Here is a 26,557-nt window from a genome sequence, read left to right as displayed (position 1 = left end):
TCTCTTTGTTTAATATATTTAGTAAATACTAATTTTAATTACTAAATATGTCAATAAATCTTTAGTTGTTACGAATTTACTTTTTACTAAAAACTATGTGAAATACTAAATATGGATAAAATTGCACTAAGACGCAAAAACTTGCGCACAGCTATTGATGCTGCCAATAAAAGATTGGGATTTAAGTCTGATATCGCTTTTTGCGAGCATTTTGATCTAAATGCTAGCCATATCTCCCAACTCATTAATGGGCATGGGAGTTTTGGCGAACGCGCAGCAAGAAACCTTGAGAAAAAAGCAGGTTGGCAAAGTGGGCTGCTTGATGAAATCCTAGAAGATGAAACCCATCACCCTAAAGTTAATGTATCTGAAAGCAATGTTTCTCTTCTTGATTCACCATTGCAAGCAATCCCTTTACTTGATTATGTTCAAGCGGGTCTATTTCATGAGGTTGGTTACGACGGAATTAATCCACTAGGAACAAGTTGGACAACATACAAAAGTCCTCGCCCTGAGTGTGTTTTTTCCCTAAAAGTTGAAGGCAAGAGCATGTCTCCTGAGTTTCAACCGGGTGATGAAATTGTGGTTGATAGTTCACTTGAGGCCAAGCCTGGCGCACTGGTTATTGCTCAAGAAGTTCAGCACGGACAAGCCAAAACAACATTTAAGAAATATCGTGTTATTGGAATTAATGAGTTTGGTGTAGATGTGATCGAGCTTGTTCCTTTAAATTCTGATTTTCCTACATTAAATTCCAATCAAATAGATATATCAATTATTGGTGTGGTTGTTGCTCACAACAGAAGGTTTAAATATTAAAAAACAAAACCCAAGCGTTCATGCCTGGGTTTTGTTTAAACAGCGAACTGACGCAGTTCAACAAAGTTGGGGTTAAGTGTGGATTTTAGTGATTATATTGTTTATGTCGATGAGAGTGGTGACCATACGCTTAATGGGTTGAATGCGAAGTATCCAGTATTTGTTTTGGCCTTTTGTATCTTTCATAAAAGATACTATACGGAAACTGTCATCAAAAATCTTGAGCAGCTTAAGTTCAAGCATTTCGGTCATGACATTATTGTAATGCACGAGCGAGACATCCTAAAAGGCACTAATGACTTTAAGAATTACTCATCAAAGCAACAAAAAGAGTCATTGCTTAATGATCTGACCACCTTAATGCAAGATACTAATTTTATTTTAATTTCTTGTGTGGTTAGAAAAGACCAGTTAATACAGAAATATACCACCCCTAAAAATCCATACTTTATTGCTTTAGAATTTGGCCTTGAAAGGATTTATAAATTCTTAGTTGAAAAGGGTCAGCAGAATAAGAAAACTTTCATTGTTTTTGAGAAGCGCGGGGCCCAAGAGGATAAAGATTTAGAGTTGGAGTTTAGAAGAGTTTGCGATGGTAATAATTTCAGCAAAATATGCTTACCATTTGAGATAAAAATGGCATCGAAGAAAGTGAACTCTTCCGGGCTTCAAATTGCCGACTTAGTTGCCAGGCCAATTGGAAACCATGTATTAAAACCAGATCAACCTAATAGGGCATTTGAAGTTTTACAAACTAAATTCTACAGCTCAAAAGGCCGAAATGGAGCTGGCACAGGCTACTATGGATTTGGTTTAAAGATATTCCCAAATTACAAATAAACAAAAGGCCCTAACATAACGCTAGAGCCTTTTGCCGACTGGGAATCCCCGGTCCATGGTTAAATTATAGGTTATAAATTAAATTTATGCAATTGCGCATAATTTTTTCGCTAAATACGCATAAAACAGAACTGCGAACCCGACGCAGTCCTTTAGAACAGATCGGGCGGAGAACTTATGTTTGAATTAATTGTTATTGATGTATCTGAAGCCAAACCAAAATCACTCTATGCTAGACAATTCAAAACTCATCCTCGCATAGGTGAGTGGATTGAAATAGATGAAAATGACGAGGGCGTTCTATATGAAGTTGTTAAGGTTGCTCACTCAACAAATGGTGGTGGTTCAGATTTGTACGTAAAGCCTCTAGGGCTAACTTACGAAGTTGTTGGGAATCTTTGTGGTAAAAGTGATTAGCGATATTTAAATGGTTTTCGCTCAAATCATTAGGATTAGTAATTAAAACACCGATAAGTTTCACGCCAGTTAGTGGGGATGAATCCATTACCTCTATTAACTGACCATCTTTTGTAATACCAATCATTCTAACGACTCCACCCAACCCACCACCACGGTGGGTTTTCTTTTGCTCATATTACCATTTACTAAATATTTTACTAATTTTATTTAGCAAAACTATTGACTAATTATTTAGTAAATACTAAATTACACATCGTAGACAACAAAAAAGCACACCGATCTCTTACCCCCGATGTGCTTTGCAACTTGCGAGATGATTATGACAAAAACCCTTACCCCTTTCAACAGCCTTGCTGTAAGTGTGTTTACAGCCAGCGTCGCAATTGGCGCATTAGCATACGCATATCAGCCAGACTTTGGCGGCATGCCATCATCCAATGATCAAATTGCCCCAGCTTATAACGCTGTGGCCGCTATGCAATTCAACACCGCCAACTCAGGCACTGCAGTCGTCCGCTTAGACGGCTTTACCCTAGACGTCAGCTTTGACTTCGAACGCATCGATGACTCATACGGCGTACCCGGCAGTGAATTCACCAATGCCGAAATCACAAACCTCTCTATAGACAAAGTCATGGATGCATCTGGCTACCCAATCCGCGACTTCACCGACTTCAATGATCATCTAAGCATCAACGCAATGCTGGTGGCTCACATGTTGAAAAGCAAAATGCTGGAGGCTGCCTAATGAACAAGACTTTTGATAAACCATTCCGCGAAGACTTAGGTCTTGATGCTGCCGGCTTCCACCGCATCCGCATGGGTAACACTGTGTACTGCGTTAAAAACAACGTCATTTACACGCTATCTGCAGACGGCCAGCTGACACAGGTTGATGAAAGCACGCTGACAGCAAAGTCTTGGATCCGCCGCAATGTGAATGAAGTACTTGGCGCACAGAAGATGACTGCCCGCTTCATCTGCCGCGTGCGCGGCGGCTACAAAGTGGATGTGAATGGTACCGAATACATTATCAGCGTATCTGCAGACTACTCCAGAGGCTTCGACCGTAATGTATTTGAAAAAAATGCCCCGTTTTTCTCCTGGTCAAGTGGCGTGGTTGAAATCAAACATGCCATGCGCCGCGCGGCCCCTGCAGATCTGGTCAATTCATTGCTCTTTCAAACTGCAGTTAAAAGTGTCGTTAACCCGCAGCGCAAGCTGGATCGCGTGACCCGGCACCACAGCTTCACGCGCTGGAACTCACGCCATGAGTGTGAGCAGTACAAGATCGCCAAACACAACACTGATGCCTTTGGGAATACGTTTAAGTAATTGATATTGCGTAAAACCAGTAATGAATAGTGAGTAATGAATAATGAGTATTGCAACCTTAATTTTGGGCCAGTCCGGAACTGGAAAAACCACAAGTCTAAGAAACTTAGACCCGCGTAATGTGCTTTTAATTCAGGTAATTAAAAAGCCGCTGCCGTTCCGCTCTTCCGACTGGACTTACATCACGCCAGAGAACAAGCAAGGCTCTGTTCTGGTGTCGGATAACCCTCAATTCATCATCAATGTGATCAATGGGTCCAAGCGCCCAATCATCATTATTGATGACTTTCAGTACGTCATGGCCAATGAATTTATGCGCCGCAGCGCGGAACGAAGTTTTGACAAGTTTACTGAAATTGGCCGAAACGCTTGGGATGTATTTAACGGCGCTATTGCCGCGCATGACCATAAGCGCGTTTACATCCTCAGCCATACGGAAGAAGACAGCCAAGGGAAAACCAAAATTAAGACCATCGGGAAGATGCTGGACGAGAAAATCACGCTTGAAGGCATGGTCACCATTTGCCTGCAAACCTCTGTAATCAATGACCAGTATGTCTTTCAGACTAAAAACAATGGCACATCAACTGTTAAGGCGCCAATGGATCTCTTTAAAGAGGATCACATTGACAACGATTTAAATGAAGTGGATGTGGCTATTTGTGAGTTTTACGGCATTCCAAATCCACAGCTGCAGCCACAAAACCAACAGCAACAAACAGCTTAATCCTTATATTTTTTGGAGATACATCAATGAATCAGCAATACAAACAATTTGGCTTTAATCCTGAATCTGCAAAACAAGCGGACAGCAGCGCGCGGATTGAAGAGCCGGGCAAATATGTGGGTGTTATTAAACACATGGAATTTATCACCGCAAATTCCGGCACCACTGGTTTTGAGATCGAGTTTGAAACAGACAATAAAGAGTCTGCTTCATTTTCAATTTGGACTGAAAAAAGTGATGGTACTGGCTTGAGCGGTATTCATAAAGTTAATGCTCTGCTTGCTTGCGCAGGCGTGCGCGGGCTGACGCCGACAAATGGCCAGCTGGAAAAATATGACTTTGATCTCAAAGAGCGCGTTACTAAAAATTGCATCATTGCACCAGAAATTGCAGGCAAGCGCATCGGCTTATTACTTCAACGTGAAAACTATCAAAATAATAGCGGTGACTGGAAATTTCAGATGAATTTCTTCTCATGCTTTCAGGCCCAAAGCGAACTTATGGCTAAAGAGGTTCTTGATCGCAAAACTACACCAGAGGCCCTGCCGAAATCGCTCGCATCGCTAATGTCCAACCCAATTACAACGCGCAAGCCTAAAAACAATAACGGCGGCTATCAGCAAAATAGCAACGGCGGTTATGGCAATAACAGCCAAGGTTTTAATCAAAACAATGGTTACAGCCAAGGTGGGTTTGATGGGTATTACGGCGATGTTCCGCCAGTTTTAGATAACGGACTTCCATACTAATAAGTAAATGACAAATTTATGCATCCAAGATAAATCCGCGGATGCATAAGGAGAAAAAATGAATATTTTAAATGGACAGCAAGCATTTGCTGAAATGGCTGCCGGTCAAAAAATTGAATGCCGCCATGCCGGATCCGATCTTGATTTTGATGAGATCCGCAATTTCCCTGCGACTGTTTTTATTGATCAGGATTATGAATTCCGCATTGCTGTGGTCTACATGACTATTGGCTCTATGCTTGTGCCGGAATCAATTACTGAAAGCCCAAGCAAAGGCACTCAATGCTTCCTGCCGTCAATTCTCACTGAAATTAAGGCCAAGGGTTTTAAGTGGAAAAATTCTGACATGGACTTAAGCCTGCTTTCCCGCGGTTTGGTTCACTTGTATGAAGAAAATGCCATCACGCATGCCAATGCCCTAATTGCGGTGAGCCAAGGCTCATTGGGTGAAACTGTAAAAGTTAATTTGGATGATCGTTTACCATGGGAGCAGGATGAGCAGAATTCGGCATCTGCTGATATTGAAGAAAAGACGCCACCCGCGGAAGAATCCAAAGCTGATCCTACTTCCGTTGAAGACCAGCCATCATCTACGGAAAAGGATTTGACTGTCGATGAATTAAAGCAGCTTCAGTTGGAAGTGGAAAAGTTGGTAAACGAACCAGCCGCTGCGGAAGATCTACCTAAGAAAGACTTGGTTCATGAGGCTTTGCTTGAGGATTTACTGGAGCGTGCCGCAAATGCAAACACTCCAGCAGAGGCCAATGCCCTCGTTGGCTACACGAGAATGTGGACCGAGGAGCAGCGTAAACCCCTGCTTGATGCAATTCATAAACGCTTAAATGAATTAAATCCACCTGAGCGCGCAGAGGCAAAAGAGCCGCCATCATTGATGGTGCAAATTCAGAATGCCAAAGATTTGACTGAATTGGATTGTCTGGAAATTGAAGTGTCGACTCGACATGTGGATATTCAGCCAAAGCTCATGGGCTATGTGAAGCGCCGCCGCTTTGAATTGGAGAATCAAGGCAGTGAGGCTATCCAATGATGTGTCCTCAGCAGCTGATACTGGCATTCACCATGTTTGTGGCAAATGACGGCTACCAATGTGTAATCAACAAGATCATTGGCGAGGCGGTGTTTACGAAAGCAAATAAGCCAGGCCTAAAAATAGACCGGCTTGGCAAGATGAACGAAGCAGCGCAAAAACGATATGAGCTGTTTCTAAGAATGTGGCTTAAGAATGGCAAAGAATTCATTCTGCGCCTTCAGGCTCAGGCAATTATGTTGAAGGTGGCGTGATGGATATTCAGAAAGAAAGAGAAGCGTTTGAAAACCATTTAAAAAAAATGGGAAAAACCGACAATGAAACATTTTCTAAGAATGAAGATGATTCCTATCAAATGGATATTATTCATTTTGGCTGGAAGATATGGCAAGCAGCCAAAGCCCAAGCGGTGCCGGGATGGGTTTCTGTTGAGGATAAACTACCAATAGATGGTCAAGATGTAATTGCTTTTGATGCTATTAAGCATTGTGTGTTTAAGGGTGGTGATTTTTTGCAAGGGTATATTGAGTCAGACACAGGGCATGAATATGAGGAACCTGTGGAAGTTACCCATTGGATGGCAGTTGAAGCGCAGGAGCCGACCAATGACTGAAGCTAAAAAAGAACAGTGTGTAAATACTGGTAACTGGGTTGAAATGTGCGAATTTCTCAGTGAGGTGACTCGCAATCAATATGGCGACATTCAGGGTCTAACCATGAGTAGACGTGACATTGATTCATGTCGGCTTCAAATTGTTGCAGGTCGATTCAAAAAGAATCGCGTAGCTTTAAATTACTGCCCTTTTTGTGGTGTTGATATTCGCACTGAACACAAGGAGCTAACCAATGAATGAATACAAAATTAAAAGCCTAAAGGACTTGCTGAGCATCCCTGTAGATCGAATTGATGATTGCTTAGATGAGTTAAAAGATGGCCTGAAGTTAATGCATTCTCAAATGGCAGCTCTTGAAATCTCTGTGACTGATGTTGTGTTTGATAACTTCACTTGGAAAGATGATGGTGCGAAAAATATGATTAGCAATGTGCACTTTGCTTGTAGTGGCGTTACTCAAATTAAGGTGGGTCAAGATGACTGAATACTGCTTCATGTGTAAAAAGTTCACAGTCCGCTGTGGTGTGTTTTGTAATGAGTGTGGGTTTGGGTGAGGTGTAGGTATGGGAGCATTTAAGTACACAATAACCATTGAAGCCGATGCGCCTCCCAAGATTACGCTCGGGGAGAATATCGGTGGTGGGATTGTTAAGGAAATGAAGGTGCTAGATGCTGAGTTATTAAGCTCAGAGCAGCTTGCAGCAAAATACAATATTAGCTCGCAAACTGTTAGACGCAAACTAGCAGCACACAATCAAGGGTTGCAAGGCAAGCATCTTTATAATGTTGTCATTGCGGATGGGATCCTAAACCCTAAAGTCAAAAAGTCCACTGGTGGGGCTAGGCGTAAAAATTAACGCCTAGCTATCTAGCATTTTCAATATATCCTTGACGTCGGGATTATAGTAAGTGTTCACCAGAACTTTAATTGTTTTATGTCCAGTAACTTTGGCCAAAACCTCAACTGGCAATTTCTGATCATTTACAAAACGGGTAATCGCTTCATGACGTGTGTCGTGAAATCTAACATCTTCAACGCCTGCCCTTGCTTTTGCGCGTTCAAATTGCAACCTAAACGCATTCTCAGAAAGTGGGATTAATCTGTCGTCGTTGTGCTGAATCAGCGCCATTAATTCTCTAGCTTTTCTAGTTAGCGGCACATCCCTTTCATCGCCATTTTTTGTATCAGACAAGTGAATATGATCTTTAAATATATTGGCTCTACGAATTGATAATATCTCACCACGACGCATAGCTGTTTCAATTGCAAATAAAAACGCCCAAGCAACATACTGGCTACTGGCGCGTGGCACACTACCCACTTCATATTTTAATGATGCAAGAATTTTATCTATTTCGGATTGCAGAATGCGTCTATTTCTTGGCTTTGGCTTACGTGGTTTTTTCAAACTAAAAAAAGGATTATTGTCTAAAATAAACAATTCTTTTTGCGCAAATGTGAACACGGAGCTATAGAGAGATATTTCTTTTAAGACTGTTCCATCCGATACTTCTGATTGTCTTTTGTTACGCCAGTGCGTTAAATCCTGCGGCGTGATCTGCGTAATATCTTTTTGGCCCAATAAGCCGAAGCGCTTATCAAACGAATCCAGTTGCTCGCGAATATATTTTTTAGATTTTGAATCTCGGCCATGTGCCTTGTAATAGAGATTAAATAAATCAAAAAATGTGGTCACAGTCTTGCGCTGTTCTTCTATTTCTTCTTTTGGTGTTGAATTGGCTTCAATGAGTTTATTCATGGCCCAATGCAGGCACTCTTGTTCTGTATCTCTTGTGCAGTACTCGCGTTTACCGTGGACCATAATTGATATAGACCAACTACTACCGCGCTGTCTTGGTTTTGGTAATTTCATTGCTGCTCACCATTTATGTAAAGTTATGTAAGAAATGAGCGCCACGTTTTTTCAAACAAGGTTACACAGACTTTCTGACACAAATCCTGACACAATGATGACACAAATTAAGTTTTGAGTGTTGTCTAATTCACAACAACGACAACAAGCGCAACAACACACAGGCAATAAAAAAGGCTTGCAAGTACGTGATATTCCTTGCAAACCCTTGATATATATATGGTAGGTTTAACCAGATTCGAACTGGTGACCTCTACGATGTCAACGTAGCGCTCTAACCAACTGAGCTATAAACCTAGAATGTGTAGCATCATATTCATTTTTGTTGATTTAAACAAGATATTTCATAACTTCTTAAGCACAGATGCACAAGTTTTAAGCGAAATCTTTATTTCTTTCATCTTTTCTTTTTGCTGGCCATTTGGCATATAGGCATACTGTTCATAATGCTGCTGCAGCTGCTGAAAATAAATCTGCTTCTCCTGAGGAATATTGACTGAAATGCGTTTCATCCATACTGCAAATGTTTCTGCATGATGTTTCTTGAAATGATCGGGCAGCTGCCGGTTAAACCGGGCAATAGCCCGCTCTGCTTCTGGCATTCCCTGCCTGGCCTGCCAATAAATATATGCAAAATACAGCAGCAGCAAAAAAAGCATGCTTGCAATCAAACTCACCGCAGCGGAATAAACCGAATTCAAGCCTATTTTCTGAAACCTGCTTTGCTGTGCTTCTGCATTATAACCAACCACCTTGCTTTGCCATTGGTAGCTGGCATAATCACTCCAAATGCGCATTTTGGTTAAAAAAGCATGCTGCCGATACGACCAGCTGGATTGCTTCCCGCCCAATACACTGTCATTATTTTCTATATAATTTTGCATGCCTTCATCAACACGGTTTGGCGCAATAATCGCTGTTGGGTCAATTCTCTGCCATTGGCCATTCAGCCAAACTTCCGTCCAGGCATGAGCATCTAGCTGACGGACTTCCCAGCTTTTCCCATCCGGCGCCAATTGACCGCCTTGATAGCCTGTGACTACACGGGCCGGTATGCCTGCATAACGCATCAGCATGACAAAGCTGGAAGCATAATGCTCACAAAAGCCCTGACGGGCGCCAAATAAAAAATCATCAATGCGGTTAGCGCCCAAAATGCCAGGGCTTAAGGTATAAGAAAATCCATTGTGCCGATACCAATTCAAGACCCGCTGAATATACTGTTCTGGATTATAGCCGCTCTGCTGATACAGCGTTTTTGACAATTGCTGCGCTTTTAAATCCTTCTGTTCAATCACTTGAGTATTGCGTTTATTGAGCCAATTCCGCTGCTGTTCATCTTGAATGGAAAGATCCGCAAGGCCAATCCACAATAGATGAATCGGCTCATTTTTTAGCACTTGCCGCTGAGAGGTAATGCGCCAATCTTTGCCCTGCTGATATTGGCTGTCAAGCGGCATGGATTTTTCCAGCCCCATAATCCAGTTAACCAAAGGATCTGCAGGCAAATAGCGGTATTCAAATTGCGCATTGTTATGCGGATGACTTTGATCCGGCAGCTTCAAGCGCCTAATTTCATTTTGCTGAAGCAATTGCTGATTGCCATAACTGCTGGTCCAGCGCGTCCCATCATATTCATCTAAAACCAAAGCGCGCCAATACAATTCAGAACGCGGCGGCAGCTGACGCATATCTCCGACAACCCGGAATGCCAAAGCGCTGGATTGTGAAAGCTGGGAGATATCTCCAGGTGACATGGTATCGCTGATGCCTGTGACTGCTTTATCTTGCGGAACAGGAATATGCCACAGCGGCGGCAGGCGCGGAAAAAACATAAACAGCAAAACAAAAAACGGCAATGCGTACAGCATAAACCTGCCAACATGTCCCGCATCCTGCTTTAAAGATGACCATGAGGAGTTTTGCGGTTTTGGAAAAAGACTGGTCTGCAGACGGTACAGCCCGATAAAATTGCTGATTAAGCACAGCAGCACCATCACGGCCATAGCAAAAGACTGGCTCAGCAAAAAACTGCTGGCGCTGACAAATAACGCAAAATTAAACAGAATGATCGCATCACGCTGTGTCTTGGTTTCCAGCGCTTTGGCAAAAAGAAAAACACTTAAAACCGAGACGCCCGCCTCTACACCAATAAAGGTTTTATAGCTGAAATAAATGCTGGCCAATGCCGTCAATGTCAGCAATAAAGTCCATATTTTTTTAAGCTGCGCCTGCGGCTTGAGTGCAGCATGCAGCAGATAAAGCCAAATGACGCCCAATACGGCGGCCAGCGCTGCAGGAATAAAAAATGCCTGAGCAGCCAGCAGCAGCGCCAAGCTGATCAGCATTGAAATCCGGACTGAAAATGCAATCATGGTTAAGCCTTCGCCAAGAGCAGTTTTGCCTGCAGCAATTGATTTTCCCCAGTACCGCTCGGCAGCAGCGCATTCGGCAAATGCATTGAATATGAACAATTCAGCAATTCACACTGTTCTGCCAGCCCCATCATGAGGCTCAATTTTTCTTCGTGTGATTGGCTCGGCATATGATCATAATGAATTTCCAGCACATGCAGATCCTGATACTGTTCAAAAACTTTCAAGTATAGGCCTTGCCCGCGCGCAGCATGCTTCCAGGATACCGCCTGCAAGGACTCGCCTTCACGGTAGGTTTTCAATTCCCGAAATTCATCAACATCCTGTTCAAAGCGGTGATGCATATTTTTATTTTCCGCAAGGCTTGAGGATGAGCGCGGCGCAATCCAGCTGACCGTCTGCAAATACAAGTATGTCCACGCGCGGACCAATCCAAAAGGATAAACTGAATAAATCTGAATGGCGGGATAATGAAATTCACCACGCGCCGCTGGCAGAAAACTGAGGCGAAAAGACTGCTTCTGCTGATTCAGCAAAAGCTGATGCAGCTGATCATCCACTTTCAGCCATAAATAGCACGGCTGTCTGCGCGGCTGATGAAAATACACATCTAAATGCAGTGCGCTTCCCACTTGCCCGGCATCCTGCCCATGCACCTCAATTTTCAAGCCATGCAGCTGCTTAAAAGTCAGGTAAAAACTGATGCACAGCACGGCGCTGATTAAAAAACAGAATCCTAAAATCAGGTTGTTGGCATAGTTCACTCCGGCAATGAAGGTGATCAAGATCAGCACCAAAAACAAATAGCCCTGCCGATAAATAAAGACCAGCACGTCATTCTGATTCAGCTGTTTTTCCTGCTCGAACTTAAAACGCTTTTTCAGCCAGTTTTGCCATGCAGCGACCAATTTTCATCTCCCAATCTGGCGGATTTACATCACGCTGACTCTCTGCATGATTTTGACCGTTTCCGCTTCACTTGCGCCTATGCGGTGCGCCACCACAGCATTGAATACAGCCTGCACATCATCCGGCGTTACAAAACCGCGCTGCTCAATCAAAGCATGCGCCTGCGCCGCCTTTTTCAGCGCCAGCACGCCGCGGGTAGACAGCCCTTGGCGGCCTTTACGGGTTTCTTCAGCCAAATCCAAAATATATTCCAATACTGTATCCGCCGCATAAATCTGTTCTGCCAGCAGCTGCAGCTCTAAAATATCCTGTTCATCAAAGACATGTTTCAAATTGGCAATGAGCTGCTGTCTGGAGCTTTGCTGCAGCAAAGCCTTTTCCGCTTGGCGCGACGGATAACCCATCGAGAGGCGCATTAAAAACCGGTCTAATTGCGATTCCGGCAAAGCATAGGTGCCGCTTTGAAACAGCGGGTTTTGCGTAGCAATCACCCAAAACGGCCGCGGCAGATCATAGCGCACGCCATCCACCGTTGTTGTGCCTTCTTCCATCGCCTCCAGCAAAGCGCTTTGTGTTTTTGGGCTGCTGCGGTTGATTTCATCGGCCAGCAAAATTTGGGTGAAAATCGGCCCCTGTTTAAATTCAAACTGATGTTCTTTTTGATTGAACATATTGATGCCAATGACATCACTGGCCAGCATGTCATTGGTAAACTGAATGCGCTGAAACTTTAAGCCGGCCAAATGCGCCAAACTGCTGGCTAATGTGGTTTTTCCCAGTCCTGGCAAATCTTCAAAAAGCACATGCCCGCCCGCCAGCAAGCTGCATAATGCCAGTTTCGTCTGCTGATTTTTATCTAAAATGATCTGATTGATCTGGCTTAGAAATTCATTGATTTTGGGATAAAACGAAACCATTTTTTGCTGATCTAAATCTTCTGCTAATGTTTCTTTTAATTTTTCTTTTTCCCAAAACACGTTAATTCCCCAAAATACAAAAGCATAGTAAGGTTTAAACATACAGGGTTTTCAATCAGACGCAAAGCGCTTAGCGCACATCTTCATGCGGATTATGTGACTGGGTCATTAAATTTTTACAGGCATTTATGCATGAAAGCGCGGCGTTGACAGCGCAAAGGTTTCTGTTCTTTACAGCAGCCCTCTCCCAGCCGGATAGAGCCTTATCTACCCAGCTTAGCTGCATAATAAAAAGCGCCCCGAAAGGCGCTTTTAATGACTTTAGATTATTCCATTAGCATGGGCATTTTTTCATGCCACCGCCAACAGATGGATAACGTGCATCCACGCAGTAGCGGTAAAATGTTTTCGGGTCCATCGCTTCCAAATCTGGATGATGTTTTTTCATGTGTTCCAAATAATTTTGGTAATCCGGAACGCCCACCATTAAGCGAAAACTTTGCTGCAAACGCTGCCACAAGGTCGCAATGCGTGACCAGTTTTTCGGATTTAGGATCAAATCCTTTTGCGACATGATGGTCATTTTAATGATTTTATAAATCACCGTTTTTCCACTTTTTGCAAACTTTAGATTCATCACCATCTCCTGCTTAGTGCTGATTCGATGCAACAATGTCTTCAGGGTCACGGTAAACCGCTTCCGCTTCATGCACAGTCGGCACTGGGCTAGCTAAAGCTCTGCGCACCACGCCAATCGCAGCAATCACCATCACCACAGCAACAATCATAAAGAAGCCACACAACACGGCATTAATTTGATTGGAGAATGCAACAGTCTGCATTTCAGCCATATTTTTTGCTGGTGCCAAAAGTTCATTCTTCGCAATGGCTGCATTGAAACGGTCAGCCTGCGCCAAGAAACCAATTTTTGGGTTGGAGTGGAAGATCTTTTGCCAGCCAGCTGTCATACAGGTAATGAAGAGGAAAATTGTTGGAATAATCGTGATCCAAACATATTTCTCTTTCTTCATTTTGAACAGAATAACTGTACCCAAAATCAGCGCCATCGCTGCCAGCATTTGGTTACCAATACCAAACAGCGGCCATAAGCTGTTGATGCCGCCTAGCGGATCAACCACACCTTGGTAAACGAAGAAGCCCCAGCCTGCAACTGCAACCGCTGTACCGAGCAAATTACCAAAGAAGTTATGTGATTTTTTTACCGCTGGAATCACAATACCGACAGTATCCTGCACCATGAAACGGCAAGCACGCGTACCCGCATCAACTGCGGTTAAAATAAAGAGTGCTTCGAATAGAATGGCAAAGTGATACCAGAACGCCATCATTGAACGGTTATTGAAAATTTCCGTAATGATATGCGCCATACCAATCGCAAATGTTGGTGCGCCGCCGGTACGTGACAGAATTGAGTTTTCACCCACTTCTTTTGCCAATAAGCTCAGTGTTTCCGGTGTTACCACAAAACCGAGATTGCGTACGGCTTCAGAGGCAGATTCTACAGTCGTACCGAGTACGGCTGCCGGCGCATTAATTGCAAAATACACACCCGGCTCTAGTACTGTTGCACAGACCATCGCCATAATCGCAACGAAAGATTCCATCAGCATGCCGCCGTAGCCAATCACGCGGATATCCATTTCGTTATTGACCAGTTTTGGCGTTGTCCCAGAAGACACCAGCGCGTGGAAACCTGAAATCGCGCCGCAGGCAATGGTAATGAATAAGAATGGGAACATCGAGCCTGCAAATACAGGGCCTGTGCCATCAACGAAATGCGTCACGGACGGCATTTTCAGCATTGGCATTGCCACCATAATGCCGACTGCCAAACCTGCGATTACCCCAATTTTTAAGAAAGTGGATAAATAATCACGCGGCGCAAGCAATAGCCAAACAGGCAAAACTGAAGCAATAAAACCATAACCAATCAGCCACCACGTTAACTCAGTGCCTGAAAGGGTAAAGAATGGGCCCCAATAAGGATGCTGCGCTACATCACCGCCATAAATAATGCCGGCCATCATCAATACAAAACCGATGATTGAGACTTCTGCAATTTTACCTGGACGCAGGTAACGCATGTAGATGCCCATAAAAATGGCAATCGGTACAGTTGCAGCAATACTGAACACGCCCCATGGACTATTGGTCAAGGCTTTAACAACCACCAGTGCCAACACGGCAAGGATAATGATCATTACGCCTAAAGCACCAAGCATGACAATCACGCCAGCAAAGGAACCCAGTTCCTGTTTAGCCATTTCACCCAGTGAGCGGCCATCGCGGCGGGTCGAAATAAACAGCACTAAAAAGTCCTGTACTGCACCGGCTAACACAACGCCGATTAACAGCCAGAGCGTTCCCGGCAAATAACCCATTTGTGCAGCTAGAATCGGCCCGACCAAAGGTCCTGCGCCAGCAATAGCGGCAAAGTGATGTCCGAACAACACACTTTTATTGGTCGGCACATAGTCTAAACCGTCATTGAGCCGATGCGCTGGCGTTAAACGCCGCGGATTCAGTTCAAAAACTTTTGTGGCGATAAATAAACTGTAAAAGCGGTATGCAATGCTGTATACACAGATTGCTGCCAAGATAAGCCACACGGCATTAACATGCTCACCGCGGCTGACTGCGAGTATCCCAAAGGAAACTGCACCGACAATTGCGACAAGAATCCAAATCAGCTTTGACACTGCTCCGGGCTTCTTTTGAATAGATTCCATTTCAATCCCTCATAATCTGTTTGCATAAAATCAGCTTTAACTTTTTTCTTGTTCGAGGTACTGCTGTTTCTTCCCTTGCGACTCTACTCCTCATGCTTTACTTTTCATGTAATACTTTGGCATAAAAAAAGGGATGATTTTGATCATCCCTTTCGATAATAGTCTATTTTCAAACCATTATGCACGTTCTAAATAATCACCCGTACGAGTGTCTACACGAACGCTTTCTTCTTGCTGTACGAACAATGGAACACGCACTACAGCGCCAGTTTCCAATTTCGCTGGTTTGCCGCCGCCGCCAGAAGTATCACCGCGCACGCCTGGATCAGTTTCAACGATTTTCAATACCACGAAGTTCGGCGCATTCACAGTTAAAGGAACGCCGTTCCATAACATGATGGTGCACAATTCGTTAGAGTCATCTTTCAGCCATTTAGCCGCTTCGCCCATTGCGATTTTGTCAGCCGCGATTTGTTCGAAAGATACTGGATCCATGAAGTTCCACATTTCGCCATCGTTATACAAGTAGTTCATTTCTACTTCTTGGATGTCAGCAGCTTCTAGTGAATCGCCAGATTTGAACGTTTTTTCTAAAACTTTACCAGTTTTAAGGTTACGTAATTTTACGCGGTTAAAAGCTTGGCCTTTACCTGGTTTTACGTATTCATTTTCCATGATTGAACATGGGTTGCCATCAAGCATGACCTTAAGGCCCGACTTGAAATCATTCGTAGAATAATAGGCCATGACTGGCTCACTCCAAACTTACTAACTTTAATCTATAGATGCTATGGGCTGTAACATGTCATTTAGCAAGAACTGACTTGAACATTGGCTGCCGCATGCACATTAATGTGATATTGCGTATTCTAAATGACCAATGCCGGTTGCCGCAACGAAAAATTCCCCAATAAAGGGGCTAAGCTGCTTAACTTGCATGCAGACATGACAGAACTTTGTTTATACAACGCTTGCGAACAGGTAAAATTAGCAATTATCAAAAGTTGAATTGAATGTTTCGCCGCAATTCTTCCATTTATAAAATGTCGAGAAACCTAAGCCATTTTATAAATGGAAGAATTGCATTCAACTTTACTCTCCAATCACTACCCTGCATTTTAAACATCCGGCATGATAAACTATTTATTTCAAGAGCAAAACTGGCAAACTCAGCTGAGTGATCTGATTACCGATCCTCAAGAATTACTCGAAACACTTGAGCTTTCACAAGAGCAGCTTTTATCAGGTGCGGTGTTGGCTGTGGATCAGTTTCGCTTGCGCGTGCCGCGTGCATTTGTCGGAAAAATGCAAAAAGGCGATCCACAAGATCCATTGCTGCTGCAAGTGCTTCCTCATCATTTAGAGCTGGAAGAGCATGAAGGTTTTGTGACCGACCCGCTGGGCGAAGAACAAGCCAATCAGCAACCCGGTGTCCTGCATAAATATCAATCGCGTTTCTTGCTGACCCTGACTGGCGCTTGTGCAGTCCATTGCCGCTATTGTTTCAGACGGCATTTTCCTTATCAGGAAAATCTGCCGAAGACTGAAGATTGGCCAAACATTCAGCAGTACATTCAGAGCCAGCCTGATATAAATGAAGTGATTTTAAGCGGCGGCGACCCGCTGACCCTGTCTAACCGCAAGCTGAAAGTCTGGATTGAACGCTTAGAATCATTGCCGCAAATAAAATTTTTGAGAATTCATTCACGGGTTCCAATTGTAATCCCCAACCGTGTCGACGAAGAGCTGATTTCTATTTTAAAAAACAGTAGGCTGCGCATTATTCTAGTGGTACACTCAAATCATGCATCTGAGTTAGATGATTTTACCAGCAGCAAACTTTCAGAGTTAGTCAAGGAACAAATCACCGTACTGAATCAAGCTGTATTATTAAAAGGGGTAAATGATACTGCTGATGCATTGGTCAATTTAAGCTACCGCTTATTTGATGCGGGCGTAATGCCATATTATTTGCATGTTCTTGATAAAGTAAAAGGCGCACATCACTTTGATCGTTCGCCAGAGGACATTGACCGGATTTACGCCGAAGTGCTAGCCAGACTTCCAGGTTATTTGGTGCCTAAGCTTGTACGGGAAATTGCGGGCGAAAAAAACAAAACACCGCTTTTTGGGGTTTCAACTTTTTGAGTTAAATAATAAAGATGACTAAGCATACTTCAGATATTTTTCAGAATCCGACTGAGCTCAAACTGGATAAATTGAGCTTCTGTCCGACCAATGCTAAAGGCCTGCAAGAATGGCTTAGCGGCGTGTCTATCTTGCAGCTGGGCACATCTTCTCAATCCTTATTTAATGCGCTGCTTGAAATTTCAGAACTGAAATGCCAGGAAATGCTCCGTTTTGACTTGGTTCAGATCCTGCATCCCACACTTGAAAATATTTTAACCAGCTTAGAAAAACATTTTTCAAATCAAGGCCTGATCACCACAGAGCGCAACGATCAGATTATTGAGCTTTCAATGCTGCTGCGCAGTCATTTTGCCAAAATTTATATTGATATCGCGAAACGCTGCGAACAGCAGCTGGGCCAGCAAAAGTTTTCCATTTTTTCTTTTGGCCATAAAAAAAGCCTGCAAACTGCCCGCATGGCCTCTATTTATTACGCCATTCAGCAGCTCACCATGCTGCTGTACCAGCAGCAGATGCTTTATACCACGCCGATGGCTGGTCAATGGCTGGCTGCCCATCAATTAATCAGCTGCGCAATTCAGCATAATTTCTATCAAAGCAATTTAAACCAGATTCTCGGCACACAGCACCCGATTTCGACCATTGCTCAAGCCTATTCACAGCTGATTTTACTGGATATTTTCAATACAAACCAAATTCGGCCAGCTGAAATTCAGGGCCTGTTCCTCTGCAGTGAAGACTGGGCAAAACTCATTCAGATTCTGCCGAAAGAAACCACATTATCCCGTTACACAGTAGATACTGCGAAAGACCATCCGCCCATCTTCAATACAGAACAAACGGGAAATCACGCAACCAATATTTATATTTCTACGCAGAGCCTGCTGGACCATTTGAGCGAAACGCAAACCAAAAATGGCCAATATCTGTCTAAAAATGAAAAGCTGTTCTTAACTCCGGCCCTGCATTTCCATATTCATAATTTATTGACCAACAATACCGAGCGCCGTCATGAGCGCTATGAATACTCAGCGCAGATCAATATTTGCTTCAGCCTGTCTGTTGCGCATTTCTATTTATCCAAAGGCAAAAACCTGAACGAGACATTGGATTTAGAAGCGAACTACAATTTCCACAATGAAACAAGTTTTGTAAATTCCATGGATACCAGCACTCAGGTCTCCATGTCGAATGCCAAAGCTTTAGACCGTGAAGCAAAACAGATTCATTCAGCAGAAGTTCTGGATATCAGCGTCAATGGCTACCGCATCAAATGGACAGGCGAAACCCCTGCCCAGCTTAAAACCGGCGAATTCATTTTAATTCAGGAAAATGCTCAAAGCCAATGGCGCGGCGGCGTCATCCGCTGGATCAAGCAGTCTACAGATAAAAGCCTTGAATTGGGCTTAGAAGTGTTAACGCAAGATATGTACCCGTGCGCAGCGTATGTACGCACGGACCGCAATTCGCAGAATTTCCAGCCGGCCCTGCTGGTGCAAACCTCCCAGCTAGATCAAATAACGACAACGCTTATTTTGCCAGGTTCACATTTATTCAGAGAAAAACAGACCATTCATTTGCGTTTAGGCAAAGAAGAATTAAAAGTTTATTTAACGAAAGCGCAGCTGATCACTCAAAGCTTTATCCGCTTTGAATACGAATTACTAAATGATCAGCAGGAAAGCACTGTGAAAGATTTTATTAGCAAACAAGTCAATGAAATCAAGAATCACGATTTATGGGAAGCATTGAAGTGAGAAATCCGTTATTGTCTAAAAAGTTAAAACGTACTGAAACACGTTTGCTCATTATCGATGATAATCAAATCCGTTATAACCAGATCCGTGATCTTTTAACTGACAGCGAGCATCATGTACAGGCAACGCTGCTGGATGATCTTCAAAACTTTGAAAAGCAGCTGAATTTACCATGGGATTTGGTCATTTTCGGCCGTGCCTATGATTTGAAATATGATCAAGCGCTCAGCTTAATCCGCTTATCCAGCCAGCCGAATCTGCCGCTGATCCTTATTCAGCCGGATGATTTTGATCCAGCTCAATATGCAGCTTTTGTGCATAAAGGCATTTACGATATTCTTGACCTGCATCACACAGAGCAGTTCTATATTGGCTTTATCCGCGCACTTTCATTCAGCCGCTTGCTGCAAACGCAGCAGCATTTAATGGATGAGCTGGAAACAGCGCAAAGCCAAGCGCAATCTTTTGTTGAAGACAGCAATAAAGCCGTTGCCGTTATTCAGGAAGGCATTCATTTTGAAGCCAATAGTGAATATTTAAAGCTATTCGGCTTCAAATCGAGTGACGACATTATTGGGCTGCCGCTGCTGGACGTTCTGCAGCCGCAAGATCTGAATGATTTCAAATCCCGCTTCAAAAAAATCACTCAGGGCCAGTTTGATTTCGGCCGTTTTGAGCTGAGTTCATTGAATAGCCATATTACGGTGCAAAACCCGCTGAAAATTGAATTTATGCCGGCGTCAGAAGATGATGCGCTGCAGATTGCAATTGATATCGGCGATGCATCAGCAGGACAGGCTCCAGCAGATAAAGCCCCAGTCAAAGCCAATGCCTTCCAGCAAATTAACAGAGCCATGACCAAACAGCCTTCTGACATTAATGCCTTAGTCACTTTCTCGCTTGCAGCCTGTGACGACAGCATTTTACAGGCGGACTGGAATACCTACTCGGCCTATTTCAAAGGTATTTACGGTTTTATCAAAGAACAAACCAACGCTCCCTTATTCAAGATGGAAAGCGGTATTTATGCCGGTTTATTCCAAGCGGAATCCACAGCTAAACTGGACTCTAAACTCATCGGCTTAAATGCATTAACTAAGCCGCAGCTGATTAATGCCAACAATGAAAACCATCCATTAAGCCTGCGTATCGGCTATACCATTTTGGAAGGCGATCTGCGTGATGAAGCGCAGCTGGATCAATATACAGCCAAAGCATTTGCAACGGCCTTGCCGAAAAATCAGCCGGCCCCAGAATTAGACCTTTCTATTCCTGAACTCCAGTTCTCTATTCAAGAGTCTGACACTGCAGCTGTAGTAAAAGAAGCACCAGCTGCTGCTGAAATTCCGCTGAATATCAACTTTACTAAGCCTGAAATTGCAGCAGCGCCTGTGAACTTGAATGAGCCTGCCGTCATTAAAGCCTTGCGCAGCAGTCTGGAACGCGGTGAAATTCATCTTAAATATCAGCAGCTATATGATAAAGAAGATCTGAATCTGTACACCTATGAAGTGACCAGCGGCTTTATCTTTGAAAATAAATGGAAAGATATTGCGGCCCTGCGCGAATTGGCGGAAGATCAGGAACTCTCGATTAAATTAGACCGCTGGATTTTAGTTGAGTCGTGCAAGCAATTACATAACTTCATCACCCAATATCCTGATGCTAAGCTCATCATTAATTTAAACAAGGAAGTGCTGCTGCATGACCGCACTTTCCCTGAGTTTATCTCCAAGCTGATCAGCATCATCAGAAGCAAACTGCAGTACCCACTAATTCTGCAGTTCTCTGAATTAGATATTGAGCAGCATATAGACGCTGCACAAAAGGCAATGAAAGAACTGCGCAAAAACGGCGCTGAAATTGCGCTGCGTGATTTCGGCCACTCGATGTTCAGTGAAACTTTACTGCGTCAAATCGACATCAATTGCTTGACCCTGCATCAGAACTTAACGCAAATGCTCAGCTCTGATAAGCAATGCAATGAGCTCCGTGAGAAAATCACCGCTTATCACGACATCAGGCCTTCACAAATCATGCTTCGCGAACTGAATGACATGACCTTGTTTGCCAATGCATGGAATGTTGACGCGCGATTTATTCAGGGTGACTACTTCCAGAAAAAACTGGATCACTTGATTGATGTGCAGGACCAGTAAAATTTAAGCATTCGAAAAGGCTGATAGATTTTCTATCAGCCTTTTTTTATATTTCAATTTTTTATTTGCAGATGAAATATCTAAAATACAGATATAAAACGCGGGCATAAAAAAACGGGCTAAAAGCCCGTTTTTTCTCATTTTGAGGATTAGTCGCGTTTGATTGAACGGGACATGCCAGCAAAACGCTGTTTGAATTTGTCGATACGGCCGCCAGTGTCCACATTCTTTTGTTTACCAGTATAGAATGGGTGGCAAGCTGAACATACGTCAAGGTAAACAGTTTCTTTACCAAGCGCAGAACGAGTTTCGATTACGTTACCGCATGAACATGTAGCAACTAAAGTATCATATTTTGGGTGAATATCGGCGCGCATCGTCGATTACTCCATAAAGTTTAAGAAGGTTTTGCTGTCATCGCAATTGACCACTCTCCTGCATGCAGGAGGAAGTGCTGTCACCAGCAGATCAACACCATAACAGACCATTCTTTTGGCCCACCGAGACGGCTTCCGTCAGAGCTAAGCACAACAAGTTGAGGCAAATTATAGCTGATTTTTTATTGTTAATAAATAGCTCATTGCGGCTTAGCCGCTTTCTTCAGCGCTTCTGCTTGATTTAGAATTTTTTTGTACTTCATTTCTACACTTTTCTGGAAAGCTTGCTGATCAAAATGCTGCATGCGCTGAATCAGCACTGGACAATAAGCAGCTGCATCTACCTGCTGCAATGATCTGCTCATCTTTTCCAGCATTTCTTGAAACTGCTGTTTAAAGTCAGCTTCTATAGGCGAATTAAGTGCTTCTTCTTGCAATATTGCTATGCCTTGTTTACGGACAGAGATACCCCCTCTTTTGCAGCTTTGAGCACTTTTGCTTGAGCACCTGCATAAGCTTGTTCAAGTTCGGCATTGAGCTGCGGCTGTTTATCGCGGCAAAAATCCAGCATCGGCTGCAGCGTCAGCAAAGGCATTTTTTCCAACATGTCTCGATTGGTTTAAAGCGTTAAATCTTCACGAGCATGACATAGCTGGCCAATACTGAGCATTAAAATGAGTACAGCAATTCCTTTTTTCATTTTTGTCCATTCTGATTATAAATTTGAGCCATATACAACAAACTCAGTTTACATGATCCATTAAAAAAACTCGGAATATTCCGAGTTTTTTAACACTATAATTCGCAGATCAAATGCAATTTATTCAATACCGCGGCTTTGCTTTGACCATAAATTGGCAATGACACCGCAGACCATCAGCTGGATTTGATGAAAAATCATGATCGGCAAGACAATCATGCCCAAAGGCTGCCCGATGAACAGAATTTGCGCCATCGGCACACCGCTGGCCAAGGTTTTTTTTGAACCGCAAAAGAAGATGGCTTTTTGGTCAGCACGGCTAAAGCCCATCCAGCGCGGCACATACAGCGCCAGCAGCATAATCACGGTTAAGAATACCGAGCAGGCTAAGATCAGCAACATCAAAGTTGTTCCGCTGACTTGCTGCCACAGCCCCGCCACAACGGCGCTACTGAATGCGCCATAAACCACCATCAAAATTGAACCTTGATCAAAGACTTTCACAATCTTCGGCAGTTTCTGCATATATGGAAAAACATAAGGCCGTAAAATTTGCCCCAAAATGAACGGCACCAGCAATAGAAGCGTAATTTGAACAATAGACGCTGTCGGATCAAAGTCATGCTTCGTTTCACCCAGAATAAACAGGCTGACTAATACAGGGGTAATGAACATGCCTGCAATATTGGAAAATGAAGCGCTGCATACGGCGCTCGCGACATTACCTTGCGCAACTGAAGTAAAGGCAATAGACGACTGTACCGTTGAAGGCAAAAAGCACATGAACAGAAAGCCCCAGTACAGCTCCTGCCCCAGCATCGGCACCAGTATAGGTTTAGCCATTAACCCAAGAATAGGAAAAAGCGCAAAGGTAAATGCAAAAACGACCGCATGCAGTTTCCAATGCATCAAGCCCTCAAGGACGGCTTCACGGGATAATTTAGCGCCATGCAGAAAGAATAAGATTGCAATTGCCGCCGTTGTGACCACACCAAAAATATCAGCCGCCTGCCCCGAAACAGGCAGAAAAGTCGCCAATATCACCATTACAAATAAAAGTATCGTAAAACGGTCCAACGCCAGCAATTTCAGCATATCTACATCCTGTATTTAAAACTGTCTCAGTTTAATAAGCTATAAAATTATGAATAAACAAAAGCCCAATAAGATTTATTTACCATACGGTAATTTCCATCTTACTGGGCTGAAGCAATAAAGCCAGTTTTTCAGCGCAATGTTCAACATTTCGCTCAGCTATACTGCCTAATCTGCATGGGCTTCACTGCATTACAGCGCCTGCTCTGCATTAATTATTGCGGGCATTGCTGTCTTGCTGAATCAGCTCAATCTTGTAGCCATCTGGATCTTCTACAAATGCAATAACCGTTACGCCGCCTTTCATTGGGCCAGCTTCACGCACGACATTGCCGCCGCGCGCTTTAATTTCTTCACAGGCCTTGTAAGCATCGTCTACGGCAATCGCAATATGACCATAGGCATTGCCCAGTTCATATTTGTCGGTATCCCAGTTATGGGTTAGCTCAAGCACAGTATGGTTTTCTTCATCGCCATAGCCGACAAATGCCAAAGTAAAACGACCTTCTTCATAGTCACGCTTACGAAGCAAAGTCATACCGAGCACTTCAGTATAGAACGCCAAAGAACGTTCTAAATTGCCTACACGTAACATGGTATGCAGCATGCGCATGTTATTCACCTTTCTCATTCAATTGTGCATTGTTATGGTCACGCAGTAATTTTCCAACCCAAACCACCAGCACCAGAATTGGAATGCCGATTAAGGTGGTCATCAGGAAAAATTTTGGATAACCGATATTGCTGACTATAGTACCTGAATAGCCGCCCAAAATCTTAGGGGTTAAGGTCATCAGCGAGCTGAAAATGGCATATTGAACAGCCGTAAACGATACGCTGGTTAAACTGGATAAGAATGCGATAAATGCCGCACCCGCCAAGCCTGAAGCCAAATTATCGACAATAATGGCGAAATATAGCCAAAGTGAACTGTAAGATTTGATTACTTTGCCTTTCAGCTCAATGTGCCCCTGATCTGCCGCAGCCAAATTAATCGGCTGAATATCAATATCCAGCACTCCAGCCATATTGGCCGATGTATTTACTTCATAGCCATGATCCAGGCTGGCTTGCACTTGCTGGCCATCCAGCAGCTGTGCAGTCACTTTTTTAGAAGTAGAAGAAACCAAAGCTTTTCCTGGAATCGCGGCGCTGAAAATACCGTCCTTATCCAGTTTGGCTTCAAAAGGCTTGCCATCCAGCAGCACCTGCAGCTTTTGGCTGTCATTTAATGGCTGCGCAAACTGTCCGCGCACCACAATGCTGTTCTGGCTTTCCTTGGCATTAATCACGTTATCTGCCGTGATTGGCAATAACAGCAGCTGATTAGCAGCAGCGCCATTTAAATATGGCATAGACACAGTTACTGGCGCAGAATCATCCTGCTGATAGCCGGCGCGCGCCTGAATCGACTGCCCCTCCTTTAAGCTGTCCGCTGGAACTCGAAGTTTCCAAGCGCCTGTTTCATCTGGATGCACTGTATAGGTTTGACCGCCTGCAGTGACTTCAACATCACTCAATGGCTGGCCAGATTTCACTAAGCCAATAAAAATCAAATTGGTTGAGCTTGCCAGCACTGCACCGATAAACATCAGCTTCATGATATTCATGCGCTGCGCCAGCAGGCCGCCTAAGAAACCGCCAACCAAACTGAAAATCACGCCATAAACTTTAACGGCTTCTGCAATCTGCTCTTTGCTGAAGTTCAAATCTTGATAAAACACATTTGAAATCACGCCGGCAATAATGTCTGAAATCCGGTAAAAACCAATGAGTAGCAACAGCACCAGCGCCAGTTTCATGCCGTAACGCTTAAAGAAGTCGGCAATCGGATTGACCCAAGTCTCATAGGCCATCTGCTTATTCACTGCACCCATTTTGACCAGCGCCGAACCGACCGCCAAAGCAACCGCGCCCGAACCGATAAAACGCACTGATTCCAAGCAAAACAGCAGGAAGGAATCTTCTATTTTCAGCTGATCTTTCAACACTTCAACCGCATTGCCTGAATAAATGTAGCTCAGCACAAAACCAATCACCGCAACAAAAAACACCGCGACCAAACGGTAATAATCCACCCGTTTATAGACTTTGTACGCGCGGTCCACTTGAGGTTCACGAATAATCAATGTGGTGCAGATGCCCACCAGCATCACACCCGCCATCGCCAGATAGGTGGTTTTCCATGCCTCGTAGATATAGTTGCCTTTGGCCGTGCCTAAATAAGCCGCCAAAAATAAAGCGCCGGCGCCTGCAACAATCATCCCGATCCGGTAGCCGGCATTATATGTCGAGGCTAGCACGGTCTGCATTTCTGTTTCGGCCAGTTCAATCCGGTACGCATCAATCACAATATCCTGCGTCGCCGCCGAAAAGCCCAGCAAGACTGCACCAGCCGCCATTTGATATAAATAGCTTTGGCCCAGTGAAGGATCTGAAAAAGCCATAATGCAGATGGCGCAGATAATCAGGCACTGCGCGATCAGCAGCCACGCGCGCCGGCGCCCGAGCATTTTGGTTAAAAACGGCACAGGCAGCTCATCCACCAGCGGCGCCCAGACAAATTTAAAAGAGTAACCCAGCGCCGCCCAGCTGAAAAAAGTGACTGCGCTTTTATCAATCCCGGCTTCACCCAGCCATAAAGATAGGCTGGAAAAAATCAGCAGAATCGGAATACCCGCAGAAAAACCTAAAAACAGCATAATCAACGCACGGCGGTCTAAAAATGCCGTAAATGCCGACTTCCATCCGGATGTTTGTGTTGCCATTGGATTATTTTTGTCAAAAAACGATTGCTGCTATTCAAACGCTTAATGGCTTTGGTTTCAACTAGATTTACGCAATGATTGTTTTATTTATCGAGAAAAGCATTGCGCTTGCTTGATCTTTCGGATGAATCCAGTATACCTTTAATTTCTGCCGTCATTTATTTGTTTTGGAT

At 43.8% G+C, this 26,557-nt stretch carries 29 protein-coding genes and 1 tRNA gene; 16 read left to right on the top strand and 14 right to left on the bottom strand.

The features are described 5' to 3' along the window. Positions 1-111: 111 nt before the first annotated feature. The 13 genes from ACE3T3_RS02900 (at position 112) to ACE3T3_RS02840 (ending at position 7,409) form a co-directional block, all read left to right on the top strand. A complete protein-coding gene (locus tag ACE3T3_RS02900; protein ID WP_374663878.1) occupies positions 112-819 on the top strand; it encodes a LexA family protein in 708 nt (235 codons plus the stop codon). Positions 820-897: 78 nt separating this feature from the next. Continuing rightward, complete coding sequence (locus ACE3T3_RS02895) at positions 898-1,659, top strand: DUF3800 domain-containing protein (RefSeq protein ID WP_374663876.1); 762 nt, start codon at positions 898-900, stop codon at positions 1,657-1,659. A 177-nt stretch (positions 1,660-1,836) separates the two neighbouring features. Then, entirely contained in the window at positions 1,837-2,076 is a 240-nt protein-coding gene (locus ACE3T3_RS02890) for a hypothetical protein (RefSeq protein ID WP_374663874.1), read from the top strand. Between the two features lie 322 nt (positions 2,077-2,398). Next, positions 2,399-2,827, top strand: a complete 429-nt coding sequence (locus ACE3T3_RS02885) for a hypothetical protein (protein WP_374663872.1) — start codon at positions 2,399-2,401, stop codon at positions 2,825-2,827. Then, positions 2,827-3,414, top strand: coding sequence for a hypothetical protein (locus ACE3T3_RS02880; protein ID WP_374663870.1), 588 nt, complete (start codon positions 2,827-2,829; stop codon positions 3,412-3,414). Before ACE3T3_RS02885 ends, ACE3T3_RS02880 begins: the two co-directional genes overlap by 1 nt. 43 nt (positions 3,415-3,457) lie before the next feature. After that, positions 3,458-4,141: an ATP-binding protein gene (locus tag ACE3T3_RS02875; protein ID WP_374663868.1), complete on the top strand. Its 684-nt coding sequence runs from the start codon at positions 3,458-3,460 to the stop codon at positions 4,139-4,141. 26 nt (positions 4,142-4,167) lie between these two features. Beyond that, a complete protein-coding gene (locus tag ACE3T3_RS02870) occupies positions 4,168-4,890 on the top strand; it encodes a hypothetical protein (protein ID WP_374663866.1) in 723 nt (240 codons plus the stop codon). Between the two features lie 58 nt (positions 4,891-4,948). Next, positions 4,949-5,938, top strand: coding sequence for a hypothetical protein (locus ACE3T3_RS02865; RefSeq protein WP_374663864.1), 990 nt, complete (start codon positions 4,949-4,951; stop codon positions 5,936-5,938). After that, positions 5,935-6,192, top strand: a complete 258-nt coding sequence (locus ACE3T3_RS02860; RefSeq protein ID WP_374663862.1) for a hypothetical protein — start codon at positions 5,935-5,937, stop codon at positions 6,190-6,192. Before ACE3T3_RS02865 ends, ACE3T3_RS02860 begins: the two co-directional genes overlap by 4 nt. Beyond that, positions 6,192-6,551, top strand: coding sequence for a DUF551 domain-containing protein (locus tag ACE3T3_RS02855; RefSeq protein ID WP_374663860.1), 360 nt, complete (start codon positions 6,192-6,194; stop codon positions 6,549-6,551). The genes ACE3T3_RS02860 and ACE3T3_RS02855 overlap by 1 nt, the downstream gene beginning before the upstream one ends. Continuing rightward, positions 6,544-6,792 (top strand): hypothetical protein, encoded by a 249-nt coding sequence (locus ACE3T3_RS02850; protein WP_374663858.1) that lies wholly within the window; start codon positions 6,544-6,546, stop codon positions 6,790-6,792. The genes ACE3T3_RS02855 and ACE3T3_RS02850 overlap by 8 nt, the downstream gene beginning before the upstream one ends. After that, positions 6,785-7,036, top strand: coding sequence for a hypothetical protein (locus tag ACE3T3_RS02845; protein WP_374663856.1), 252 nt, complete (start codon positions 6,785-6,787; stop codon positions 7,034-7,036). The genes ACE3T3_RS02850 and ACE3T3_RS02845 overlap by 8 nt, the downstream gene beginning before the upstream one ends. A gap of 79 nt (positions 7,037-7,115) precedes the next feature. Beyond that, entirely contained in the window at positions 7,116-7,409 is a 294-nt protein-coding gene (locus tag ACE3T3_RS02840) for a DNA-binding protein (RefSeq protein WP_374663854.1), read from the top strand. Between the two features lie 3 nt (positions 7,410-7,412). Here ACE3T3_RS02840 and ACE3T3_RS02835 read toward each other — a convergent pair whose 3' ends face one another. The 8 genes from ACE3T3_RS02835 to efp form a co-directional block, all read right to left on the bottom strand. Then, positions 7,413-8,426 (bottom strand): tyrosine-type recombinase/integrase, encoded by a 1,014-nt coding sequence (locus ACE3T3_RS02835; RefSeq protein WP_374663852.1) that lies wholly within the window; start codon positions 8,424-8,426, stop codon positions 7,413-7,415. A gap of 220 nt (positions 8,427-8,646) precedes the next feature. Then, a tRNA-Val gene (locus tag ACE3T3_RS02830) sits at positions 8,647-8,723 on the bottom strand. A 47-nt stretch (positions 8,724-8,770) separates the two neighbouring features. Beyond that, the gene (locus ACE3T3_RS02825; protein WP_374663851.1) at positions 8,771-10,801 is read right to left on the bottom strand and encodes a transglutaminaseTgpA domain-containing protein; all 2,031 of its coding nucleotides are present in this window, start codon (positions 10,799-10,801) and stop codon (positions 8,771-8,773) included. 2 nt (positions 10,802-10,803) lie between these two features. After that, positions 10,804-11,709: a DUF58 domain-containing protein gene (locus tag ACE3T3_RS02820; RefSeq protein ID WP_374663849.1), complete on the bottom strand. Its 906-nt coding sequence runs from the start codon at positions 11,707-11,709 to the stop codon at positions 10,804-10,806. A gap of 24 nt (positions 11,710-11,733) precedes the next feature. Continuing rightward, a complete protein-coding gene (locus ACE3T3_RS02815; protein WP_374663987.1) occupies positions 11,734-12,627 on the bottom strand; it encodes an AAA family ATPase in 894 nt (297 codons plus the stop codon). 334 nt (positions 12,628-12,961) lie between these two features. Continuing rightward, complete coding sequence (locus ACE3T3_RS02810; RefSeq protein ID WP_374663847.1) at positions 12,962-13,267, bottom strand: YbdD/YjiX family protein; 306 nt, start codon at positions 13,265-13,267, stop codon at positions 12,962-12,964. A 10-nt stretch (positions 13,268-13,277) separates the two neighbouring features. Further along, on the bottom strand, positions 13,278-15,377 hold the full coding sequence (locus ACE3T3_RS02805; protein ID WP_374663845.1) for a carbon starvation CstA family protein: 2,100 nt from the start codon (positions 15,375-15,377) through the stop codon (positions 13,278-13,280). 177 nt (positions 15,378-15,554) lie between these two features. Further along, on the bottom strand, positions 15,555-16,124 hold the full coding sequence (efp, locus tag ACE3T3_RS02800; protein WP_374663843.1) for an elongation factor P: 570 nt from the start codon (positions 16,122-16,124) through the stop codon (positions 15,555-15,557). 384 nt (positions 16,125-16,508) lie between these two features. On the opposite strand from efp, the gene epmB reads away from it, so the two are divergent. From epmB to ACE3T3_RS02785, 3 genes are read left to right on the top strand one after another with little or no spacing between them, the layout of a single operon-like run. Further along, complete coding sequence (gene epmB / locus ACE3T3_RS02795; protein ID WP_374663841.1) at positions 16,509-17,525, top strand: EF-P beta-lysylation protein EpmB; 1,017 nt, start codon at positions 16,509-16,511, stop codon at positions 17,523-17,525. Between the two features lie 14 nt (positions 17,526-17,539). Further along, the gene (locus ACE3T3_RS02790) at positions 17,540-19,285 is read left to right on the top strand and encodes a GTPase (protein ID WP_374663839.1); all 1,746 of its coding nucleotides are present in this window, start codon (positions 17,540-17,542) and stop codon (positions 19,283-19,285) included. Further along, positions 19,267-21,444, top strand: coding sequence for an EAL domain-containing protein (locus ACE3T3_RS02785; RefSeq protein ID WP_374663837.1), 2,178 nt, complete (start codon positions 19,267-19,269; stop codon positions 21,442-21,444). The genes ACE3T3_RS02790 and ACE3T3_RS02785 overlap by 19 nt, the downstream gene beginning before the upstream one ends. 149 nt (positions 21,445-21,593) lie before the next feature. Here the strand turns inward: ACE3T3_RS02785 and rpmE are convergent, their stop codons facing one another. The 6 genes from rpmE to ACE3T3_RS02755 all read right to left on the bottom strand — a co-directional run bounded on the left by rpmE (position 21,594) and on the right by ACE3T3_RS02755 (position 26,384). Beyond that, positions 21,594-21,821 carry a 50S ribosomal protein L31 gene (rpmE, locus tag ACE3T3_RS02780; RefSeq protein WP_086177409.1) on the bottom strand — a complete coding sequence of 76 codons (228 nt, stop codon included), beginning with the start codon at positions 21,819-21,821 and terminating at the stop codon, positions 21,594-21,596. A gap of 200 nt (positions 21,822-22,021) precedes the next feature. Continuing rightward, on the bottom strand, positions 22,022-22,258 hold the full coding sequence (locus tag ACE3T3_RS02775) for a hypothetical protein (RefSeq protein ID WP_374663834.1): 237 nt from the start codon (positions 22,256-22,258) through the stop codon (positions 22,022-22,024). Positions 22,259-22,263: 5 nt separating this feature from the next. Next, positions 22,264-22,428 (bottom strand): hypothetical protein, encoded by a 165-nt coding sequence (locus tag ACE3T3_RS02770; protein WP_374663832.1) that lies wholly within the window; start codon positions 22,426-22,428, stop codon positions 22,264-22,266. A 213-nt stretch (positions 22,429-22,641) separates the two neighbouring features. After that, positions 22,642-23,616 (bottom strand): bile acid:sodium symporter family protein, encoded by a 975-nt coding sequence (locus tag ACE3T3_RS02765; RefSeq protein ID WP_374663830.1) that lies wholly within the window; start codon positions 23,614-23,616, stop codon positions 22,642-22,644. Between the two features lie 211 nt (positions 23,617-23,827). Further along, positions 23,828-24,229, bottom strand: coding sequence for a lactoylglutathione lyase (gene gloA, locus ACE3T3_RS02760; protein WP_374663829.1), 402 nt, complete (start codon positions 24,227-24,229; stop codon positions 23,828-23,830). Between the two features lies 1 nt (position 24,230). After that, positions 24,231-26,384: an MFS transporter gene (locus ACE3T3_RS02755; RefSeq protein ID WP_374663828.1), complete on the bottom strand. Its 2,154-nt coding sequence runs from the start codon at positions 26,382-26,384 to the stop codon at positions 24,231-24,233. Between the last annotated feature and the right edge of the window lie 173 nt (positions 26,385-26,557).

This window comes from Acinetobacter sp., from assembly GCF_041919735.1.
Classification (GTDB): domain Bacteria; phylum Pseudomonadota; class Gammaproteobacteria; order Pseudomonadales; family Moraxellaceae; genus Acinetobacter.
The sequence above is the reverse complement of the archived record's forward strand: the minus strand, read 5'-3'. Positions and strand labels throughout refer to the sequence as shown.

Excerpts from the sequence above, each read along its gene's own strand:
- ACE3T3_RS02880 (WP_374663870.1), top strand. The coding sequence starts at position 2,827 with ATGAACAAGACTTTTGATAAACCATTCCGCGAAGACTTAGGTCTTGAT.
- ACE3T3_RS02870 (WP_374663866.1), top strand. The coding sequence starts at position 4,168 with ATGAATCAGCAATACAAACAATTTGGCTTTAATCCTGAATCTGCAAAA.
- ACE3T3_RS02825 (WP_374663851.1), bottom strand. The coding sequence starts at position 10,801 with ATGATTGCATTTTCAGTCCGGATTTCAATGCTGATCAGCTTGGCGCTG.
- ACE3T3_RS02755 (WP_374663828.1), bottom strand. The coding sequence starts at position 26,384 with ATGGCAACACAAACATCCGGATGGAAGTCGGCATTTACGGCATTTTTA.
- ACE3T3_RS02790 (WP_374663839.1), top strand. The coding sequence starts at position 17,540 with ATGACTAAGCATACTTCAGATATTTTTCAGAATCCGACTGAGCTCAAA.
- ACE3T3_RS02860 (WP_374663862.1), top strand. The coding sequence starts at position 5,935 with ATGATGTGTCCTCAGCAGCTGATACTGGCATTCACCATGTTTGTGGCA.
- epmB (WP_374663841.1), top strand. The coding sequence starts at position 16,509 with ATGATAAACTATTTATTTCAAGAGCAAAACTGGCAAACTCAGCTGAGT.
- ACE3T3_RS02850 (WP_374663858.1), top strand. The coding sequence starts at position 6,544 with ATGACTGAAGCTAAAAAAGAACAGTGTGTAAATACTGGTAACTGGGTT.
- ACE3T3_RS02845 (WP_374663856.1), top strand. The coding sequence starts at position 6,785 with ATGAATGAATACAAAATTAAAAGCCTAAAGGACTTGCTGAGCATCCCT.
- rpmE (WP_086177409.1), bottom strand. The coding sequence starts at position 21,821 with ATGCGCGCCGATATTCACCCAAAATATGATACTTTAGTTGCTACATGT.
- ACE3T3_RS02865 (WP_374663864.1), top strand. The coding sequence starts at position 4,949 with ATGAATATTTTAAATGGACAGCAAGCATTTGCTGAAATGGCTGCCGGT.
- gloA (WP_374663829.1), bottom strand. The coding sequence starts at position 24,229 with ATGCGCATGCTGCATACCATGTTACGTGTAGGCAATTTAGAACGTTCT.
- ACE3T3_RS02840 (WP_374663854.1), top strand. The coding sequence starts at position 7,116 with ATGGGAGCATTTAAGTACACAATAACCATTGAAGCCGATGCGCCTCCC.
- ACE3T3_RS02765 (WP_374663830.1), bottom strand. The coding sequence starts at position 23,616 with ATGCTGAAATTGCTGGCGTTGGACCGTTTTACGATACTTTTATTTGTA.
- ACE3T3_RS02875 (WP_374663868.1), top strand. The coding sequence starts at position 3,458 with ATGAGTATTGCAACCTTAATTTTGGGCCAGTCCGGAACTGGAAAAACC.
- efp (WP_374663843.1), bottom strand. The coding sequence starts at position 16,124 with ATGGCCTATTATTCTACGAATGATTTCAAGTCGGGCCTTAAGGTCATG.
- ACE3T3_RS02835 (WP_374663852.1), bottom strand. The coding sequence starts at position 8,426 with ATGAAATTACCAAAACCAAGACAGCGCGGTAGTAGTTGGTCTATATCA.
- ACE3T3_RS02890 (WP_374663874.1), top strand. The coding sequence starts at position 1,837 with ATGTTTGAATTAATTGTTATTGATGTATCTGAAGCCAAACCAAAATCA.
- ACE3T3_RS02855 (WP_374663860.1), top strand. The coding sequence starts at position 6,192 with ATGGATATTCAGAAAGAAAGAGAAGCGTTTGAAAACCATTTAAAAAAA.
- ACE3T3_RS02770 (WP_374663832.1), bottom strand. The coding sequence starts at position 22,428 with ATGTTGGAAAAAATGCCTTTGCTGACGCTGCAGCCGATGCTGGATTTT.
- ACE3T3_RS02785 (WP_374663837.1), top strand. The coding sequence starts at position 19,267 with ATGGGAAGCATTGAAGTGAGAAATCCGTTATTGTCTAAAAAGTTAAAA.
- ACE3T3_RS02805 (WP_374663845.1), bottom strand. The coding sequence starts at position 15,377 with ATGGAATCTATTCAAAAGAAGCCCGGAGCAGTGTCAAAGCTGATTTGG.
- ACE3T3_RS02815 (WP_374663987.1), bottom strand. The coding sequence starts at position 12,627 with ATGGTTTCGTTTTATCCCAAAATCAATGAATTTCTAAGCCAGATCAAT.
- ACE3T3_RS02885 (WP_374663872.1), top strand. The coding sequence starts at position 2,399 with ATGACAAAAACCCTTACCCCTTTCAACAGCCTTGCTGTAAGTGTGTTT.
- ACE3T3_RS02900 (WP_374663878.1), top strand. The coding sequence starts at position 112 with ATGGATAAAATTGCACTAAGACGCAAAAACTTGCGCACAGCTATTGAT.